The following is an 18,977-nucleotide window of genomic DNA, read 5'->3' as shown; positions in this document are numbered from 1 at the left end:
GACAAGCCCGCTCGCCACAACTGCGCTATCTGCCTGGATCTAGGCGTTGCGGCAAAGTTGTGTAGATACTTATGCTGCGATGGCGGTACATCAGCCTACAGAGATGGTGACTGAATCACCGCTTTCGCGGGCAAGCCCGCTCCTACAGGAGATCTTGGTGGTGCTGGATATTTGGGCCACACCACAGAACGAAGGTGGGAGCTGGCTTGCCTGCGATGGCGATGGGTCAATTGATGCATCTCTGGCTGAACTGACGCAGCCCCACAGGGAATATCTTCAGGGTAAGCAATCGAGATTGGCTGCAGATCGCGCAAAGGTGTTTTGCTATCAACGGGATTGATAGCACCCTAACGAAAACCCCATGCTAGAGGGCTTTCCCCAGGCTTATATCATTCCGAATGATAGTTACCTTTGTTTCATTCGATTCGTGAGATAGCACACCGCCGAGCATGATCCGCCCATCTCAAATACATTGGCGGATGCACCTCATGGAACAGTCACTCAAACATTTGCGCTATCCCTTGGCCCTTTTGGCCGTGCTGGTGATGAGCGCATGCGGCAAGGCCCCCGAGCAAGCGGCCGCCATGCCCGCCAGCAAAGTCAGCGTTGCCAAGGTGCTGGAGCAACCCGTCAACGAGTGGGACGAGTTCACCGGCCGCCTCGAAGCCCCGGAAACCGTACAGATCCGCCCACGGGTGTCGGGCCAGATCGACCAGGTAGCCTTTACCGAAGGCGCGCTGGTGAAGAAAGGCGACCTGCTGTTCCAGATCGATCCACGTCCGTTCCAGGCCGAAGTGCGGCGCCTTGAAGCCCAACTTCAACAGACCCGAGCCGCGGCATCGCGCAGTGACAACGAGGCCCAGCGTGGCGAGCGCCTGCGTCAGAGCAATGCGATTTCCGCCGAGCTGGCCGACTCCCGTACCACTGCCGCCCAGGAAGCCCGCGCCGCCGTGGCCGGGATCCAGGCGCAGTTGGACCTGGCCCGCCTGAACCTGAGTTTCACCCGCGTCACCTCGCCCATCAGCGGCCGTGTCAGCCGCGCAGCGATCACCGCCGGTAACCTGGTGACCGCCGACGTCACCGAACTGACCAGCGTGGTCTCCACCGACAAGGTCTATGCCTACTTCGACGCCGATGAGCGCGTGTACCTCAAGTACACCGAACTGGCGCGCCAGGGCCGTCGCGGCACGACCACCCCGGTGTACCTGGGCCTGTCCAACGAAGAGGGCAACCCGCACCTGGGCCAGATGAACTTTGTCGACAATCAGGTCAACCCGGCCACCGGCACCATCCGTGGTCGCGCCGTGTTCGATAACAGCGACGGGCGCTTCACCCCTGGCCTGTACGCGCGCCTCAAGTTGGTGGGCAGCGGAACCTACTCCGCCGTGCTGATCACCGACGAGGCCGTGGGCACCGACCTAGGCAAGAAATTCGTACTGGTGATGGATGGCGACAATAAGTCCGCCTACCGCGCCGTTGAATTGGGGCCAAAGATCGAAGGCTTGCGCATCGTACGCAGCGGCCTGTCCAAGGACGACACCATTATCGTCAAGGGCCTGCAGCGGGTGCGCCCGGGATCGCCGGTCGCCCCGGAAACTATCCCGATGGCCAGCCAGGCCACCCTCGCCGCCTTGGCCCAACAACGACAAGCGCTTGAAGCCAGCAACCTGGAGCAAGTGACGCCGGACAACAAAGCCGCGCCCAAGCTCGCCAGTGTCGCGATTCCACGCGGTTAAGGGACTACACACAAGATGAATTTTTCCAAGTTCTTCATATCACGGCCGATCTTCGCAGCGGTGCTCTCACTGCTGATCCTGATCGCCGGCGCGATCTCGCTGTTCCAGTTGCCGATCAGCGAATACCCAGAAGTGGTACCGCCGACCGTGGTCGTGCGTGCCAACTTCCCGGGCGCCAACCCCAAAGTCATCGGTGAGACCGTGGCCTCACCGCTGGAGCAGGCGATCACCGGCGTCGAGAACATGCTCTACATGTCCTCGCAGTCGACCGCCGACGGCAAGTTGACCCTGACCATCACCTTCGCCCTGGGTACCGACCTGGATAACGCCCAGGTGCAGGTGCAAAACCGTGTGACGCGCACTCAGCCAAAACTGCCTGAAGAAGTGACGCGCATCGGTATCACCGTGGACAAGGCCTCCCCCGACCTGACCATGGTCGTGCACCTGACCTCCCCGGACCAGCGCTACGACATGCTCTACCTGTCCAACTACGCGATCCTCAATATCAAGGATGAGTTGGCACGCCTGGGTGGTGTGGGTGATGTGCAGCTGTTCGGCATGGGCGACTACTCCCTGCGGGTGTGGCTCGATCCGAACAAGACCTCCTCGCGCAACCTGACCGCCAGCGATGTCGTGACCGCGATTCGCGAGCAAAACCGCCAGGTGGCCGCCGGTGCCCTGGGCGCGCAGCCTGCGCCGAATGACACCAGCTTCCAGCTGTCGGTCAATACCCAGGGGCGCCTGGTCACCGAGGAAGAGTTCGAAAACATCGTGATTCGCGCCGGCGACAACGGCGAGATCACGCGCCTCAAGGACATTGCACGCATCGAGCTGGGCTCCAGCCAATATGCCTTGCGCTCCCTGATCGACAACCAGCCGGCGGTGGCGATTCCGATTTTCCAGCGGCCGGGCTCCAACGCCATCGACATCTCCAACGATGTGCGCAGCAAAATGGCGGAGCTGAAAAAGAGCTTCCCTGAAGGCATGGATTACCGCATCGCCTACGACCCGACCGTGTTTGTGCGTGGCTCGATCGAGGCGGTGGTCCACACCTTGTTCGAGGCGTTGATCCTCGTGGTCCTGGTGGTGATCCTGTTCCTGCAGACCTGGCGTGCGTCGATCATTCCCCTGGTCGCGGTGCCGGTGTCATTGATCGGTACCTTTGCGGTGATGCACCTGTTCGGGTTCTCACTCAATGCGCTGTCGCTGTTCGGCCTGGTGTTGGCCATCGGGATCGTTGTGGACGACGCCATCGTGGTGGTGGAGAACGTCGAACGTAACATCGAGCTGGGCCTGGAGCCCTTCCCGGCCACGGAAAAAGCCATGAGCGAAGTGACCGGGCCGATCATTGCCACGGCGCTGGTGCTGTGTGCGGTGTTTATTCCGGCCGCCTTTATCAGCGGCTTGACCGGGCAGTTCTACAAACAGTTTGCGTTGACGATTGCCATCTCTACCGTGATCTCGGCATTCAACTCCCTGACTCTGTCGCCGGCCCTGGCGGCGGTGTTGCTGCGCAGCCATAACGCGCCAAAGGACCGGTTCTCCAGGTTCCTCGACAAGCTCTTCGGTGGCTGGCTGTTCCGTCCATTCAACCGCTTTTTTGAAAAAGCCAGCCATGGCTATGTGGGCACCGTGCGCCGAGTGATTCGCGGCACCGGTATCGCGCTGTTCGTGTATGGCGGCCTGATGGTGCTGACCTTCTTCGGGTTTGCCCATACGCCGACCGGTTTCGTACCGGCCCAGGACAAGCAGTACCTGGTGGCTTTCGCCCAGTTACCGGACGCCGCCAGCCTGGACCGCACCGAAAACGTGATCAAGCGCATGTCCGACATCGCCCTGAAACAGCCCGGAGTGGAAAGCGCCATCGCCTTCCCGGGCCTGTCGATCAACGGCTTCACCAACAGCCCGAACAGCGGCATCGTGTTCGTGACCTTGAAGCCCTTCGGCGAGCGCAAGGATCCGAGCATGTCCGCCGGGGCGATTGCCGGGGCACTGAACGGCAAGTATGCGGATATCCAGGAAGCCTACATGGCGATCTTCCCGCCGCCGCCGGTACAGGGCCTGGGCACCATTGGCGGGTTCCGCCTGCAAGTCGAAGACCGCGGCAACCTGGGCTACGAAGAACTGTACAAAGAAGTGCAGAACGTCATCGCCAAGAGCCACAACGTGCCTGAACTGTTTGGCCTGTTCACCAGCTACACGGTCAACGTGCCCCAGGTCGATGCGGCTATCGACCGTGAAAAGGCCAAGACCCACGGCGTGGCGATCAGCGACATCTTCGACACCCTGCAGATCTACCTGGGCTCGTTGTATGCCAACGACTTCAACCGCTTCGGCCGTACCTATCAAGTCAACGTGCAGGCTGAGCAGCAGTTCCGCCTCGACGAAGACCAGATCGGCCAGCTGAAAGTGCGCAACAACAAGGGCGAAATGATCCCGCTGGCGACCTTTATCAAGGTCAGCGATACCTCGGGGCCGGACCGCGTGATGCACTACAACGGCTTTATCACCGCCGAAATCAACGGCAACGCGGCCCCTGGCTACAGCTCGGGCCAGGCTGAGGCGGCGATCGAGAAACTGCTCAAGGAAGAACTGCCCAACGGCATGACCTACGAGTGGACGGACCTGACCTATCAGCAAATCCTCTCGGGCAATACCGCGCTGTTCGTGTTCCCGCTCTGCGTACTGCTGGCGTTCCTGGTACTGGCCGCCCAATACGAAAGCTGGAGCCTGCCACTGGCGGTAATCCTGATCGTACCGATGACGCTGTTGTCGGCCATTACCGGGGTGATTCTGTCCGGTGGCGACAACAACATCTTTACCCAGATCGGCTTGATCGTACTGGTGGGCCTGGCCTGTAAGAACGCGATTCTGATCGTCGAATTCGCCAAGGACAAACAGGAAGAAGGCCTCGACCCGCTGGCTGCGGTGCTGGAAGCCTGCCGCCTGCGTCTGCGGCCGATCCTGATGACCTCGTTCGCCTTCATCATGGGCGTGGTGCCCTTGGTGTTCTCCAGCGGCGCGGGTGCCGAGATGCGGCACGCCATGGGTGTGGCGGTGTTCTCCGGGATGATCGGCGTGACCTTCTTCGGCCTGTTGCTGACGCCGGTGTTCTACGTGTTGATCCGCCGTTATGTGGAGCGCAGCGATGCACGCAAAGCGGCCAAGGCCTTGAAGCTGGAGACACAGCAATGAGTGTGAAAGTGTTCTTGCCGAGCCTGTTGGTATTGGCGCTCGCCGCCTGTGCCGTGGGCCCGGACTATAAAACCCAGCAGTTGGAGGCGGCCAATATCACGGCCGCCGTCGATGCCAAGCAGTACGACCACGCCAAGTTCGAGGGTATCTGGTGGCAGCAGTTCGAGGACCCGATCCTCAACCAGCTGGTGACGCAATCGTTGAGCGGCAACCGCGACCTGCGCGTAGCGTTTGCCCGCCTGCGGGCCGCCCGGGCGATTCGTGATGACGCCAGCAATGACGCGATGCCCACCATCACCAGCCGCGCCAGCAGCGACTTGGCCAAAGGGCAGATCCCGGGCCAGACCACCCGCCGGGTCAACAGCGAGCGCTATGACCTGGGCCTGGACATGGCCTGGGAGCTGGACCTGTTTGGCCGCATCCAGCGTAACCTGGAGGCCAGCGACGCCGACCAGCAAGCTGCCGAAGCCGACCTCTATCAACTGCAAGTCAGCATGATTGCCGAACTGGTGGACGCCTACGGCCAATTGCGCGGTGCGCAACTGCGAGAAAAAATCGCCCTGGCCAATCTGAAGAACCAGCAGGATTCGCGCACCATCACCGAAAGCCTGCGCGATGCCGGCGTCGGCGATCAACTGGACGTGGTTCGGGCCGACGCACGCCTGGCGGCGGTTGAAGCCAGCGTGCCGCAATTGCAGGCCGAACAAGTGCGCGAACGCAACCGCATCGCCACCCTGCTCGGCCAGCGCCCGAACAAACTCACAGTGGACCTGAGCCCGGCCGACCTACCGGCGATTGCCAAGGCCTTGCCGATTGGCGACCCGGGGCAACTGCTGCAACGGCGCCCGGACATTCTCAGCGCCGAACGCAAACTGGCAGCGGCCACCGCGCGTATCGGCGTGGCCAAGGCCGACCTGTTTCCTCGGGTCAGCCTCAGTGGCTTCCTTGGCTTTACCGCCGGCCGTGGCTCGCAGATCGGCTCGTCTGCCGCCAATGCCTGGGCCCTGGGCCCGAGCATCACCTGGGCCGCCTTTGACCTGGGCAGCGTGCGCGCCCGATTGCGCGGCGCCGATGCCGAGGCCGACGGCGCCCTGGCGACGTACGAGCAGCAAGTGTTGCTGGCGCTGGAAGAATCCGAGAACGCGTTCAGCGACTACGGCAAACGCCAACAGCGCCTGATCTCGCTGATCCGCCAAAGCGAATCCAGCCGTGCTGCGGCCGACCTGGCCGAGATCCGCTACCGCGAAGGCACCGCCGACTTCCTCGTGCTGCTCGACGCCCAGCGTGAACGCCTGGCGGCCGAAGACGCCCAGGCCCTGGCCGAAGTAGACCTGTATCGCGGCATCGTGGCGATCTACAAGGCATTGGGTGGTGGCTGGCAGCCAGACACGGTGGTCGCCACCCTCAAGTGATGTAAAGAGCTCCTTTGGTTGGTCGCATCCAGCCAATTTTTAGCCCCGTGGTCCATTCGGTCACGGGGCTTTTTTTTGCTCTGGTGTTTGCGGCGGCTTTTGTGGCGAGGGGGCTTGTCCCCCGCTGGGCTGCGTAGCAGCCCCAATAAGATCACCGAGGTGTGTCAGGTCAACCGAGGGTGCAGGTTTTGGGGCGGCTACGTAGCCCAACGGGGGACAAGCCCCCTCGCCACAGAAGCGCTTGCCATGCAGACTGCGCAGTGCCGACGGCTTAGTTGGCGTCGGTAAGAATCAAGCTACGGTAATGCCCAGGATTGGACCCCGACCACTTGCGAAACGCCTTATAGAACGAACTCACATCGGCAAAACCCAGGCGGCTGGCGATCTCGGCGAAGCTGATATCGGCCTCGGCCAGCCAGACAACCGCCAGTTCCTTGCGCACGCTGTCCTTGAGGCCCTGGTAGGTCTGCCCTTCTTCGGCCAGGCGCCGGCGCAGGGTCGAGGCGGACATGCATAACTCTTGGGCCAGGCTTTCGGTTTCCGGCCAGTGTTGGGCCGGGCGCTGGCGCAGGTCGTGCTTGATGCGCATCGCCAGGCTGTCGGGGTCGCGGTATTTGACCAGGATATTGGCCGGTGCATGGGCCAGGAAACGCTTGAGTTCTTCGGGGCTGCGCTTGACCGGCAGGTCGAGGCAGTCTGCCGAAAAGATCATCCGCGTACGGGTGCGATCAAAGCGCAGGTTGTCGGAAAACATCACTTGGTAATCATCACAAAAGGCCGGCTGCGCACTCCGTAATTCGATGGCCAGGATCGGGATGCGCCGCCCGGCCAGCCAGCAGGCGACGCCGTGGATGATCATCCAGTAGCAAAAATAGGTGAACGCCCGTCGCGGTTCAGGCTCGTGTTCCAGCAAGACGATTTCCGCCAGGCTTTGCTGGCGTACCAATTGCGCCGGCAGGTGTTCGAGCATCAGCGACAGGAAGCTCAGGCCGGTTTCCAGGGCTTCGCCCAGGGTGGGCTGGGCCATAGCGGCGCGACACAGGAACTCCAGGCTGCCGGACTTCAACTTGCGCGGGTCCATGCCAAAGAACTCATCATCCCGGCGGCGCGCCAGCAAGCGCCAGAGCCGCGCGTACGCCAGGGCCGGAACCCGGGCGGCGGGCTGCTCCAGCAACGCTGGGTCGATCCCTACCTTGTTCAGGGCCTCTCGCGTCGCCGCACCGGGGGCGCAACTTTGCAACAAGGCTTCGCGAACCAGGTGGATGGAGATTGTGTCTTTTTCCGACATGGGCAAGGGCTCAATCTTGTAGGTCGGCCATTGTAGGAGCGTGCTGGCCTGGAAGGAACAGAGAGGCCTGGCATTTCATCAATCCTTGCAGAAGCCAGGAGATAGAGGGCTGTTCAGCGGCTGTTCAGGAAACGTCAAGATCCTCTGTTTAGCAATGAGTATCATTATGTTACAACTTAGCACCCTAACTAATTACGTTGCGGTGCCCGATGCTCGTTCCCTTTCTCATCATGCTGCGCGAAGGCATTGAAGCCGCATTGATCGTTGGCATCATCGCCAGCTACCTGCAACAGACCGGCCGTGGCCAATGGATGCCGGCAGTATGGATTGGCGTGTTTCTGGCCGCCGCCCTGGCGCTGTTGGTCGGCGGTGGCCTGGAGTTGGTCAGCGCCGAGTTCCCGCAAAAGCAGCAAGAACTGTTCGAAGGCATTGTCGGCCTGGTGGCCGTGGGCATTCTCAGTTCCATGGTGTTCTGGATGCGTAAAGTCGCGCGCTCGATCAAGCACTCCCTGCATCAATCCCTGGATCACGCGCTGGCCGGCTCGCGCAACCAAGTGATTGCGCTGATCGCCATGGTGTTTTTCGCCGTGGCCCGCGAAGGCCTGGAAACCGTGTTCTTCCTGCTCGCGGTGTTCCAGCAAAGCGAAGGTCCGGCAGCGCCCATCGGCGCCCTGCTCGGCCTGGTGCTGGCGATTGTCGTGGGGTTCCTGATCTACAGCGGCAGCATGCGCCTGAACCTCGCCGCGTTCTTTCGCTGGACCGGGCTGTTCATCCTGGTAGTAGCCGCCGGCATCCTCGCCAACTCGGTGCAGGCCCTGCATGAAGCCGGGGTGTGGAACCACTGGCAGAGCGTGCTGTTCGATTTCAGCGCCACCCTGCCGATGGATGGCCCACTGGGTTCGGTGCTGGCCGGCATGTTTGGCTATCAGGACGCGCCGACCGTCAGCACCCTGGGTGCCTACCTGACTTATCTGGTGCTGGCGTTGGTGATGTTCTTTATGCCCGCCGCGCCAGCCACCTCCTCTTCCGTCTCCAGCCAGTAAGGTCGTCCCTTGCCAAACCAAGCCCCTGCCCCCGCCTCGCCACCTCGCGCCTTGCGTTGGGCGCTAGCCGGTTCGGTGATCGTGATGATCGCCGCCGGTGGCCTGTTCTACTACGCCTCGCAATTGGCCGCAGCCAAGCGCCAGGTCAATCACAACGAAATCGCCGTGATCATCCACGCCCACGCCTGCGAGCCCAACGCCCTGACGGTGCCGGCCGGTCGTGCGAGTTTTCGCATCATCAATCGCTCGGATCGCGCAGTGGAGTGGGAAATCCTCGACGGCGTGCTGGTGGTCGAAGAACGTGAAAACATCGCCCCCGGCCTGAGTCAGGTGATCAACGCCAACCTGCTGCCGGGCGACTACGCCATCACCTGCGGCCTGTTGAGCAACCCTCGCGGCACCCTGCAGGTAACCCCCACCGCCGAGTCCGACGCCCAGGCCAAAGCCAAGCCGTCGATGGTGGCCTTTATCGGCCCGCTGTCGGAGTTTCGCGTGTACCTCAATAGCCAGGGCAGCGCCTTGATCAAGGCCGTCAGCGCCCTCGAACAAGCGATTGCTGCGGGCGACCTGAGCCAAGCCCAGGCCCTGTACCTGCCAGCACGCGAGGCTTACCAGCGCCTGGCCCCGGCAGCCCAGCGCCTGGCCGAGCTGGATAACGCGATCAATGCCCGCGCCGATTACTTCGAAAAACGCGAACAGGACCCGGCCTTCAGCGGCTTTCATCGCCTGGAATACGGCCTCTTCGCGCAACACAGCCTCGACGGCCTGGCACCGATTGCCCAGCGCTTGCTAAGTGATGTCACCGCCCTCAAGCAGCAGTTGCTCGCGCAGTCACTGCCGCCCGAGCAACTGGTCAGCATCCTGGTGCGCAACCTCAATAGCCTGGCCGACGTGCGCGCCGCCAGTGGCGAAGAGGAACGCTACAGCCACCTCGACCTCAATGGCTTTGCCGCAAACCTGGCGGCGACGCGCAAGGTGGTTGAGCTGATGCGTCCGCTTTTGACCAAGTCCGCTGCCGACCTGTTGCCAGGTATCGATAGCGCGATCAGCGCCTTCGCCGGGCAACTCGACGGCCTGCAGGTCGATGGCAACTACCGCACCTATGACAGCGTTACCGCCGATCAGCGCCAGCAGATCGCCGACAAGGCCAAGGCTCTGGCCGCCGCACTCGATGGAATCGACCCAGCCCTTGGCCTCACAGGCCTTAAGTGAAGACGACCGAACAAATGAGTGATTCAGAACAGTTCAACGCCCAGCGCCGCCGCATATTGCTGGGCATGGCCGCCACCGGTGCGGCGATTGCCGGCAGTAGCCTCAGTTGCCCGGCCATGGCGGCCGGCGCGGCCCAGGTCACCGCCGCCCCCAGCAGCGAAAAAACCCAGGACCACCACGCCTTCCACGGCAAGCACCAGAGCGGCATTGTCACCCCGCGCCCGGCCTGCGGCATGCTGGTGGCGTTCGATGTGTTGGCCAGCGACCGCGAAGACCTGGAGCGGCTGTTTCGCACCCTCAACGAGCGTATCGGTTTCCTGATGACCGGCGGTACGGTGCCACAAGTCGATCCGAAACTACCGCCCACTGACTCCGGGATCCTTGGCCCGGTGGTCACCCCGGATAACCTGACGATTACCGTGTCGGTGGGTGAGTCGCTGTTCGACGAACGTTTCGGCCTGGCCGGCGCCAAGCCCAAGCGCCTGAGCCGCATGGTCGGCTTCCCCAATGACGCCCTGGAACCTGCGCAGTGCCATGGCGACTTGAGCCTGCAGTTCAGCTCCAACACCCCCGACACCAATATCCACGCCCTGCGCGATATCGTGAAAAACCTGCCGGACCTCCTGCTGGTGCGCTGGAAACAGGAAGGCAGCGTGCCGCCCCAGGCGCCTGCCCGGGCGGGGCAACCGGCACAGAGTGCGCGTAATTTCCTGGGCTTTCGCGATGGCTCGGCCAACCCGGACTCCAACGATGCCAAGGCCATGGACCAACTGGTGTGGGTCCAGCCCGACAGTGACGAACCCGCGTGGGCCGCCAATGGTAGCTACCAGGCGGTGCGGATCATCCGCAACTTCGTCGAGCGCTGGGACCGCACGCCCTTGCAGGAACAGGAAAGCATCATTGGCCGGATCAAGACCAGCGGCGCGCCCATGGGCGGTCACAACGAAGCCCAGGTGCCCGACTACAGCACAGACCCAGAAGGCAAACTGACCAAGCTCGACGCCCATATCCGCCTGGCCAACCCGCGCACCGCTGCAACCCAGGCCAACCTGATCCTGCGCCGGCCGTTCAACTACTCCAACGGCGTCAACAAGAACGGCCAGTTGGACATGGGCCTGCTGTTTATCTGCTACCAGGCCGACCTGGAAAAAGGCTTCATTACCGTGCAAACCCGGCTCAATGGCGAGCCGCTGGAGGAGTACCTCAAGCCGGTGGGCGGTGGGTACTTCTTCACGCTGCCAGGCGTCACCGGGCCGCAGGATTTCATCGGCCGTACCTTGCTGCACAGCACTGCCAACACCTAAACCCCATCCCAGCGGAAACCGTCCCATGAAGAAGTCGTCTCTTGCATTGTTGTTGACCCTTTCTCCACTCGCAGCCTTTGCCGCGACGGCGCCCCTGGACCTGGTGGGGCCGGTGTCGGACTACAAGATCTATGTCACCGACAAGATCGATGAACTGGTCACCCAGACCCAGGCCTTTACCGACGCGGTGAAAAAAGGCGACCTGGCCACCGCAAAAAAACTCTATGCCCCTACCCGCGTGCACTATGAGTCCATCGAGCCCATCGCCGAGTTGTTCAGCGACCTGGACGCCTCGATCGACTCACGGGTCGACGATCACGAAAAAGGCGTGAAGGCCGAGGACTTCACCGGTTTCCACCGCCTCGAATACAGCCTGTTTGCCGAGAACAGCACCCAGGGCCTGGACGCCTTGGCCGATGGTTTGAACAAGGACGTCAAGGACCTGCAAACCCGCGTCGCCGGCCTGACCTTCCCGCCAGAAAAAGTCGTCGGCGGCGCGGCCGCATTGCTCGAAGAAGTAGCCGCCACCAAGATCTCCGGCGAAGAAGACCGCTACAGCCACACCGACCTGTATGACTTCCAGGGCAATATCGACGGGGCGAAGAAAATCGTCGACCTGTTCCGTGGGCAGATCGAGCAACAGGACAAGGCGTTTTTGGCCAAGGTCGACAAGAACTTCGCCACGGTGGACAGCATCCTGGCCAAATACAAAACGGCTGATGGTGGCTTTGAGACCTATGACAAGGTCAAGGAAACCGACCGCAAGGCCTTGGTCGGCCCGGTCAACACCTTGGCCGAAGACCTGTCGACCCTGCGTGGCAAGCTGGGCCTGAACTGAGAAAGCCTTCGGCATCCACACCCCCCTGTGGGAGCGGGCTTGCTCGCGAAGGCGTCGGCCCAGCAAACATTGATGTTGACTGACCCACTGCTTTCGCGAGCAAGCCCGCTCCCACATTTGATCCTCGCTGCTTTGAGCATTGCGTGCGCTTACTGATCGGCATTAGGGCGCAGAGCAGTTGTAGATCTTCATCATTGCGGCTAATCGCGCTATGCGTTTAACCGTCTTACCTATAACGTTCAATCGATCCCACTCACGGAAGATTTCCCATGCCCGATTCGGCCGCCAGCGTTGATGCTGCCTTGCCCACCTCAGTGTCATTCAACCTGCGCCCCCTGCTGATCGCCAATATGGCCTGCACCATGGCGATGATGGCGTTTGTCTCGCTGATCGGCCCCATCGCCCGGGTGCTCGGGCTGGCGACCTGGCAAGCGGGTGCGGCCGTCACCGTGTCCGGGGTGATCTGGATGCTGTTGGCGCGGCCCTGGGGCCAGGCCAGTGACCGGCTGGGGCGGCGCCGGGTGCTGCTGTTGGGCACCGGTGGATTCACTCTGGCGTACTGGGCGCTGTGCGTGTTTATCGACGCCTCCCTGCAACTGCTGCCCTCGGCCATGCTGGCCTTTATCGGGTTGGTGCTAGGGCGCGGGTTGATCGGGGTGTTCTACGCGGCGATCCCGGTGGGTGGTTATGCGCTGATCGCCGACAATATCGAGCCGGCCCACCGCGCCAAGGCCATGGCCTCGCTGGGCGCGGCCAACGCCTGCGGCCTGGTGCTGGGGCCGGCAATTGCCGCGCTGCTGGCCCGCTACAGCCTGAGCCTGCCGTTTTATGCGATGGCGTTGCTGCCGATGCTGGGCTTTGTGGTGTTGCTGCTGAAACTGCCGCGCCAGGAGCTGCACCTCAAGCAACCACCCAAGGCCGTCAACCTCTCGGACCCACGCTTGCGGCGCCCACTGGTGGTGGCCTTTGCCGCCATGCTGTGTGTATCCATCGCCCAGATCACCGTGGGCTTTTTCGCCCTGGACCGCCTGCAGATGAACCCCGCCGACGCCGCGCAAACCGCCGGGATTGCCCTGACGATGGTGGGCCTGGCGTTGATCTGCTCGCAGTTACTGGTGCGCAAACTGGAATGGCCGCCCCTGCGGATGATCCGCGTCGGCGCTATCGTCTCTGCCCTCGGGTTTGCCGGCAGCATGTTCGCGGATACGGCGTGGATCCTCTGGCTGTGTTTCTTCGTCTCGGCGGCCGGCATGGGCTGGATCTTCCCGTCGTTCGCCGCACTGGCGGCCAACGCGGTGGAGGCCTCGGAACAAGGGGCTACAGCCGGTTCGGTAGGTGCCGCACAGGGCTTGGGCGTGGTAGTCGGACCGCTGGCCGGCACGTTGATCTATGCCGTCGAACCGCGACTACCCTACCTGGTAGCCGCCGCCCTGCTGCTGCTCATTGCGCTCTGGCCGGCACCGCGTTGAACGACTGGCAGCCCTCCCCTGAGCGGTTATCACGTCTGACTCTCTGGCGTGAAGTCCTCAAGGGGAGCGCCAGTAGGTTTAAGGGTCGCCGGGTTGATCGCATACCACTTGCTGTTTATGTTCACGGCGTAGACCGCGCACTGTTGGCTCACGCCCAACTGACCTACCGGTTGTGGGTCAGCAGGCGGCTTGCCACGCAGCGCCTCATAGGCACCCAGCCCCCAGCGGCACTTTTCAAAGGCGGTGGTAGGCAGATAAATGCCTGAGCCGATCCCCATCAACTCCCCTGACAACACCCTTTTGCTGCGTTCTGTGATTTTAAGCGTGGACCTGAGTACATCGACGCTGCCGTCCAGAGGGTTGAACATGCTGCGCACCAGCAGTCCGCTCTCCTTCATCAGGCCCTGACCAAATGCGCGACCGCTATAGGGCACAACCGCCTTGATCCCCTTGAAGAATGACCTGGCTGCAGCCAAGCCGCCTGTCGCTGCAAATGACGCAAAGTCAATCAACAGGCCTTTGAGACCGTCCTTGATATTGCCATCGGCAATGTCCGCAACCGCACCTACAAATGGGATAAGACTGAGGACCGCTCTAAGGTTCTCCTGGGTCAGGATCTTGCCGGAATCGAAAGGGTAGCTGCGGCGCTTCTGCAGCCGTGTGGGTTGATTGGCGTACTCCAGCAGCAACTCGCGCTTGTCCTCGAACGTGTTGTCGAGCACGGCTCTGGTGATATCGCGTGTTCTTGTCGAAGCCCAACTGTTGGGGACATAGACCGGCGCGGGGCCGGGCCACTGCGACAAGACCTGACCGGGCAACGGCTCGCGAGCCTTCTCGATAATGACCCTGGAATCTACTCCCGGACGCGGCTCGGTGCCCTGGGAATAGGCCTGGAAGTCGAACTTCTCCAGCTTTGCATGACGAAAATCCCGTTGGACAAAGGCAAAAGGCCCGTAGGGCACACTGCCTTTTTGGGTCACGCCATTTAGCCCAAGGCTGTAGCTCAGATCGTCACGCCGGATCATTTTCATTGAGCCTGGAAACACTTCGTAGTAGCCGAATCTCGGGGTCGTCGCCCCGGTTTCGTAACGCATCAACAGGCCATGCCTGCCCTTTTTCTCCTGCACCTTGGAGTGCTCGCCCTGATCGTCCTCCACGGGTTGCCCGGTCTCCTCGCGCAAGGTAAAGAACTCCAGCTTGCCGACCTCAAACGCCCGGCGTACCTCCAGCGGCGCATTGGCGATCATCAGGCGGATCACCGTGGACTGGGCGCTACGGGTATCGGCAATGTATTGGTCCACGGCCGGTGCGACCAACGGGGCAATTGGCGGCAGGTTTTTGATTCTTTCGTTAAAGGTTTCCTGGGAAATTTTAGGGTGAATAAATTTGTACTTTTTTTCGTCACCAAAAAGACGGCTCACCCAATCGCCAAAGGCAACCAGCGGATCCTTTTCAGCTTGTTGAGTCAGGATCACTTCGGCCAAGTAGGGCTGACGGGTCTGAAGATGCCCGTGTTGCCTTGGGTCAAAAGGCACGTCGGTATCCAGCTCAAGCTTGAAATTGCGGATCTCGTCCTCGGTCAACTCAGGAAACAGCTTCGCCAACTGTTGCACTAAAAGACTTGTTTGAGTGGGTGGCTCGCTCGTCAGGGTATTGAATGCCTCGCGAGTGCGGTTTTCCCGGTCGGTGAATGCCTGTGTGGCAGCCAGATAATCCCCTGGCGAGTAGCGCCCATCGGATGACTTGGGAAAAATTCCGGCCATCACCGCCCAGTCCAGCAAGGGCTGGGCGCCAAGGCTTTTGATTAACTCTGCCTGCGCAGGCCCTGTCGCATCGAGTCGGCTCAGGTCCAGGGCTTGGGTGATAGTCAGCGCCCGCGAACTGCCCGCCCCACCGAGTTTTTCAGCCATGGCAGTGCCCAGGCGCAGGTTCAGCCAGGCGGTCGAGCCGATGGTCACCTGCCCAGGCTGCAACATCAGTGCTTGAGGTGCGAGTGTCGACACACTGGGCGTCGGCTTGATCAGAAACTCAGGGGCAGCCTGTGCCAGCAACAGGTGGGCAACCAACGGCGCAGCCCTGGCGCTGACCGCCTTGTGGTCAATCAAATGCGTTTCTATCTCCTCGCGCACTTGATTTATCGTGCGCCCCAGGTTGCTGGGATGATAGATCTCGTAGCCGGCAACCACGCCGGGCGTGCCGGGCACATCGACGGCCACACTGGCCTTGATCGCGGCAGCCAGCAGTTGGTGGCGAGAAGCCCTGGACAGGGGCGCGCCACCGGCGACCTCCGCCATATTCAGCACGCCCGCCAATTGCTGCGCCTTGGTCATGGCCTGGGGCGAGTCGAAGAACGCCCGAAGCCGCAAATCCGGGTCGGCGGGCAGGTCCGCCCCGTCCGCAAAATCGCGCAACAGTTCAGTGACCGAACCCGGCCCGGCGGCTTGGGTTCTGAGCACCGTCAGGTCGTTGGGTGACAACGCCCCTGGTCCCCAGCTATAGGGCGTTAGACTCGCGTAGTCCGCCGCCAGCGGCGCCGCAGGCAATTGATTGTTCAGCCAGCCAAGCGCGACGCGTGCTTGCGCGACGGAGCCAGGAGACCCCAACCCGCAATACTCCAGGACCTGGCGCAGGTCATATTGGGGGATGGAATACAGGGCGTCGCCGGTTTCCTTGCTCATGCCCACCAACTGGTTGAAGTTGGCATTCAGTTCGAGAATGCGCGCCTTTTCTTCTGCACTGCCTGCAACCAGGGTCTTGCTGATCTCGTCATCGAGAAAGGCTTGCAGATTAGTCCAATGATTGGCGCGGTCGCGTAGTTCCAACTGCCCGTCGCGAATGCGGTAAACGTGATCGCCCTGGCCAAAACCGATTTTGTCGACGAACGTTCTGAAGGCCGGGGTTGCCAGGAACTGAGCAAAACTCGCCCGTGGCTGATGGCTTTTCTGTGCCAGGCTCGACTGGGGGTCGATATCCACAGTCTGCGCAGTCAGGTCGAGATCGGCGTCCTCAGCCTTTGCATCGACCAGCGCCTGCAGCTGGGGAGCCAGGCGCGTACGAACATCCTGGTCGCGGCTCTGCTGCACGAGTTGGTCGAACTGCTCGCGCCAATCGGTGCGCTTTTGCTCGGAAATCCCGGGCCAGCCGTCCTCTGTAAGCTGCCTGCCAAGCTGCGCGGCACCGCCGCTTTCGTTAGGTGTCTTGACGCCGTAAAAATCGAGAATGACGTCAACGTGATTAAAGTCGCCCGTTTTCGGGTCTGGTAGCAGAATCCCCAGATCGCTGGGAGACAGGTAGCGCACAGCCGCCCTGACCTTGCCACTCACTTCCCACCAACCAGACCCATCGCTGGTGGTAAATCGCTGCTTGGTCTCGACGCCATCGCGAATCACTATTCCCTCTACGCCGTCGCGGTCGATGCGCACGGTCGACCATTTGAAGCCTTTGCTCGCAAGCCAGTCCTGCACCGCCGGCTCGTTCACCGCGTCGCAATAAAGGTCCACGTAAGGTTTGATCGAAGCATTGTCAGGGATGGGTTTGCGTTTCAGCTTGCCGGTGGTCACCCAATGAGTGAGGGTGTCCTGCAGCTTTTCATCGCCTTTTGCAGCATCGACGGACGATGGAAAAGCAGGCAATGGCGTCGCGTCGCGTTTTTTGCGCTGCGCCGCCAACTCGAGCCTTGCTTGCGTCAGCCTGCCAGGCATCGAGGGGTTGTGTGGGGTTTGCTCGGATGCTGGCCAGCCCTGGCCTTCGGGCGCAGACGGCGCTTCGGACGACGGCATCGAGGCTGTCGGCTCAGGCTGTCGATAGCCCTGCCCTGCACCTGTCACAACGTTAAACGGCGTGCCTGCACTCTTTACACTGTGTGTCGACATTTCCAGTTCTCTTCACCTAATGGAGGGCGAGAGTTCTTTTCCGTAAGAACTGTCAATGCAACGCTACAAGACCCAACCTAGAGGGGTTATAGGAAGAGTCCGAATACACCAAAGACTGTGCTAAGTGTTTCAAGTGTGCCGAGAAAATGGCAGGTCAGTTACAGGATCCGATACAACAAGCGCTCGACCCGTACCCGGCTGACCCGGCGCAGGAACTTGCCGACGGCTTCGGGGTAATCCACCAGGGTTTCCAACTGCTGGTAGCCCTGGATCCGTGTGGCGTGCCGGAAAATCTCCTCAAGCTCGCTACGCCGTGGCGCCAGCCACTGGCCCTGGGGATCATCGATCAGCAAGGCGTTTTCCAGGTCCAGGCGGAAAGCCCGAGGGTTGAGGTTATTGCCGGTGAGCAAGGTGTAGCGCTCGTCGATCCACATGCCCTTGAGGTGATAGGTGTTATCCCCATCGCGCCACAGGTGCAGGTTGAGCTGGCCGCTGTCGATCATGCGCTGGTGACGCTTGGCAAAGCGGCGCAGGCTGATTTCGTAGAGATACGGCAGTGCGGCGATGATCCTGAACGGTTCGCTGGGCGGGATGTAGAAGTCGTTGGCGGTCTTGTCGCCGACGATGATGTCGATCTTCACCCCACGGGCCAGCGCCCGGTTGATTTCCCGGGTCACCGGCAGCGGCAGGTTGAAATACGGGGTGCAGATGGTCAATTGCTGCTGGGCACTGGCGATCAGCTCGCAGATCACCCGGCTCAGCGGGTTGTTCTTGCCCACCCCCAGCAACGGGCTGACCGACAACCCGCCAATGCCAGCTTGACCGGCCGTGGTGTCATAGGTCGCGTGCTTGAGGCGGCTGCGCAAGTCGCCAATGTCATTGCGCAGGCTGCGAGTGGTGGGCAGGTTGGGCAGGTCCAGGCGGTGGACCGCCTTGGAGGCGACCAGACCGTGTTCCACCAGATGCTGCATGGAGTCGGCCAGTGGCTTGTTATGGATCAGGTGATAACGGTCGAAGCGGTATTTGTCGAACTTGTGCAGGTACACATTGTTCAGGCTGGCGCCGCTGTACAGCACGCTATCGTCAATCACAAAGCCCTTAAGATGCAGCACGCCAAACAGCTCGCGGGTCTGTACCGGCACCCCATACACCGGCACTTGCGTCGAGTGTGACTGGGTCATCGCCTGGTACCAGGCACTGTTGCCAGGCTGCTTGCCCGCGCCGATCAGCCCGCGTTGGGCGCGCAGCCAGTCGACCATCACCACGATATCCAGTTCAGGCCGTGCCGCCTTGGCGGCATGCAGCGCGTCAAACACCTCCTGGCCCGCTTCGTCCTGTTGCAGGTACAAGGCGACGATATAGATACGGTGTTGGGCCTGGGCGATTTTCTCCAGCAGGCAGCGGCGAAACTCGGCAGCGCCGGACAGCACCTCGATCGCATCGGTGGCCAGGGGGAAACCGCGCAACTTGGGCAACAGGGAACGTTTGAATAACGACGGCATAGGGCTCGCAATGATCGAATCCGAAGAGCCCGAGAGCTTACACCATGGGGGTGCCCAGGTCTGCCCACGAACCATGGAAAATAATTCATTGACCATGAAGAACGAT

At 61.5% G+C, this 18,977-nt stretch carries 11 protein-coding genes; 8 read left to right on the top strand and 3 right to left on the bottom strand.

Annotated elements, in window-relative coordinates:
• Positions 1-488: 488 nt before the first annotated feature.
• Genes mexE through GDV60_RS12710 form a run of 3 tightly spaced genes read left to right on the top strand, consistent with a single transcriptional unit; the run spans position 489 to position 6,343 of the window.
• On the top strand, positions 489-1,736 hold the full coding sequence (gene mexE / locus GDV60_RS12720) for a multidrug efflux RND transporter periplasmic adaptor subunit MexE (RefSeq protein WP_159907425.1): 1,248 nt from the start codon (positions 489-491) through the stop codon (positions 1,734-1,736).
• A gap of 15 nt (positions 1,737-1,751) precedes the next feature.
• A complete protein-coding gene (locus GDV60_RS12715; RefSeq protein WP_159907423.1) occupies positions 1,752-4,931 on the top strand; it encodes an efflux RND transporter permease subunit in 3,180 nt (1,059 codons plus the stop codon).
• Positions 4,928-6,343 carry an efflux transporter outer membrane subunit gene (locus GDV60_RS12710; protein WP_159907421.1) on the top strand — a complete coding sequence of 472 codons (1,416 nt, stop codon included), beginning with the start codon at positions 4,928-4,930 and terminating at the stop codon, positions 6,341-6,343. The genes GDV60_RS12715 and GDV60_RS12710 overlap by 4 nt, the downstream gene beginning before the upstream one ends.
• 271 nt (positions 6,344-6,614) lie before the next feature.
• On the opposite strand, the gene GDV60_RS12705 is transcribed toward GDV60_RS12710, so the two are convergent.
• Entirely contained in the window at positions 6,615-7,631 is a 1,017-nt protein-coding gene (locus GDV60_RS12705; protein WP_159907419.1) for an AraC family transcriptional regulator, read from the bottom strand.
• 209 nt (positions 7,632-7,840) lie between these two features.
• On the opposite strand from GDV60_RS12705, the gene efeU reads away from it, so the two are divergent.
• The 5 genes from efeU to GDV60_RS12680 all read left to right on the top strand — a co-directional run bounded on the left by efeU (position 7,841) and on the right by GDV60_RS12680 (position 13,497).
• On the top strand, positions 7,841-8,674 hold the full coding sequence (gene efeU, locus GDV60_RS12700) for an iron uptake transporter permease EfeU (protein ID WP_070996248.1): 834 nt from the start codon (positions 7,841-7,843) through the stop codon (positions 8,672-8,674).
• Positions 8,675-8,683: 9 nt separating this feature from the next.
• Positions 8,684-9,886 (top strand): iron uptake system protein EfeO, encoded by a 1,203-nt coding sequence (efeO, locus tag GDV60_RS12695; protein WP_159907417.1) that lies wholly within the window; start codon positions 8,684-8,686, stop codon positions 9,884-9,886.
• A 14-nt stretch (positions 9,887-9,900) separates the two neighbouring features.
• Positions 9,901-11,190, top strand: a complete 1,290-nt coding sequence (efeB, locus tag GDV60_RS12690) for an iron uptake transporter deferrochelatase/peroxidase subunit (protein WP_159907415.1) — start codon at positions 9,901-9,903, stop codon at positions 11,188-11,190.
• A gap of 25 nt (positions 11,191-11,215) precedes the next feature.
• Entirely contained in the window at positions 11,216-12,028 is an 813-nt protein-coding gene (efeO, locus tag GDV60_RS12685) for an iron uptake system protein EfeO (protein ID WP_159907413.1), read from the top strand.
• A 269-nt stretch (positions 12,029-12,297) separates the two neighbouring features.
• Positions 12,298-13,497 carry an MFS transporter gene (locus GDV60_RS12680; RefSeq protein WP_029290568.1) on the top strand — a complete coding sequence of 400 codons (1,200 nt, stop codon included), beginning with the start codon at positions 12,298-12,300 and terminating at the stop codon, positions 13,495-13,497.
• A gap of 29 nt (positions 13,498-13,526) precedes the next feature.
• Here GDV60_RS12680 and GDV60_RS12675 read toward each other — a convergent pair whose 3' ends face one another.
• Together GDV60_RS12675 and pssA are read right to left on the bottom strand one after the other, a co-directional pair.
• The gene (locus GDV60_RS12675; RefSeq protein WP_256679377.1) at positions 13,527-17,369 is read right to left on the bottom strand and encodes a hypothetical protein; all 3,843 of its coding nucleotides are present in this window, start codon (positions 17,367-17,369) and stop codon (positions 13,527-13,529) included.
• A 158-nt stretch (positions 17,370-17,527) separates the two neighbouring features.
• Complete coding sequence (gene pssA, locus GDV60_RS12670; RefSeq protein WP_029290564.1) at positions 17,528-18,871, bottom strand: CDP-diacylglycerol--serine O-phosphatidyltransferase; 1,344 nt, start codon at positions 18,869-18,871, stop codon at positions 17,528-17,530.
• Positions 18,872-18,977 lie beyond the last annotated feature (106 nt).

Source organism: Pseudomonas sp. DTU12.1, from assembly GCF_009873475.1.
GTDB lineage: Bacteria > Pseudomonadota > Gammaproteobacteria > Pseudomonadales > Pseudomonadaceae > Aquipseudomonas > Aquipseudomonas proteolytica.
Note: the sequence above shows the minus strand (reverse complement) of the source record. Positions and strands in the feature narration are given on the sequence as shown.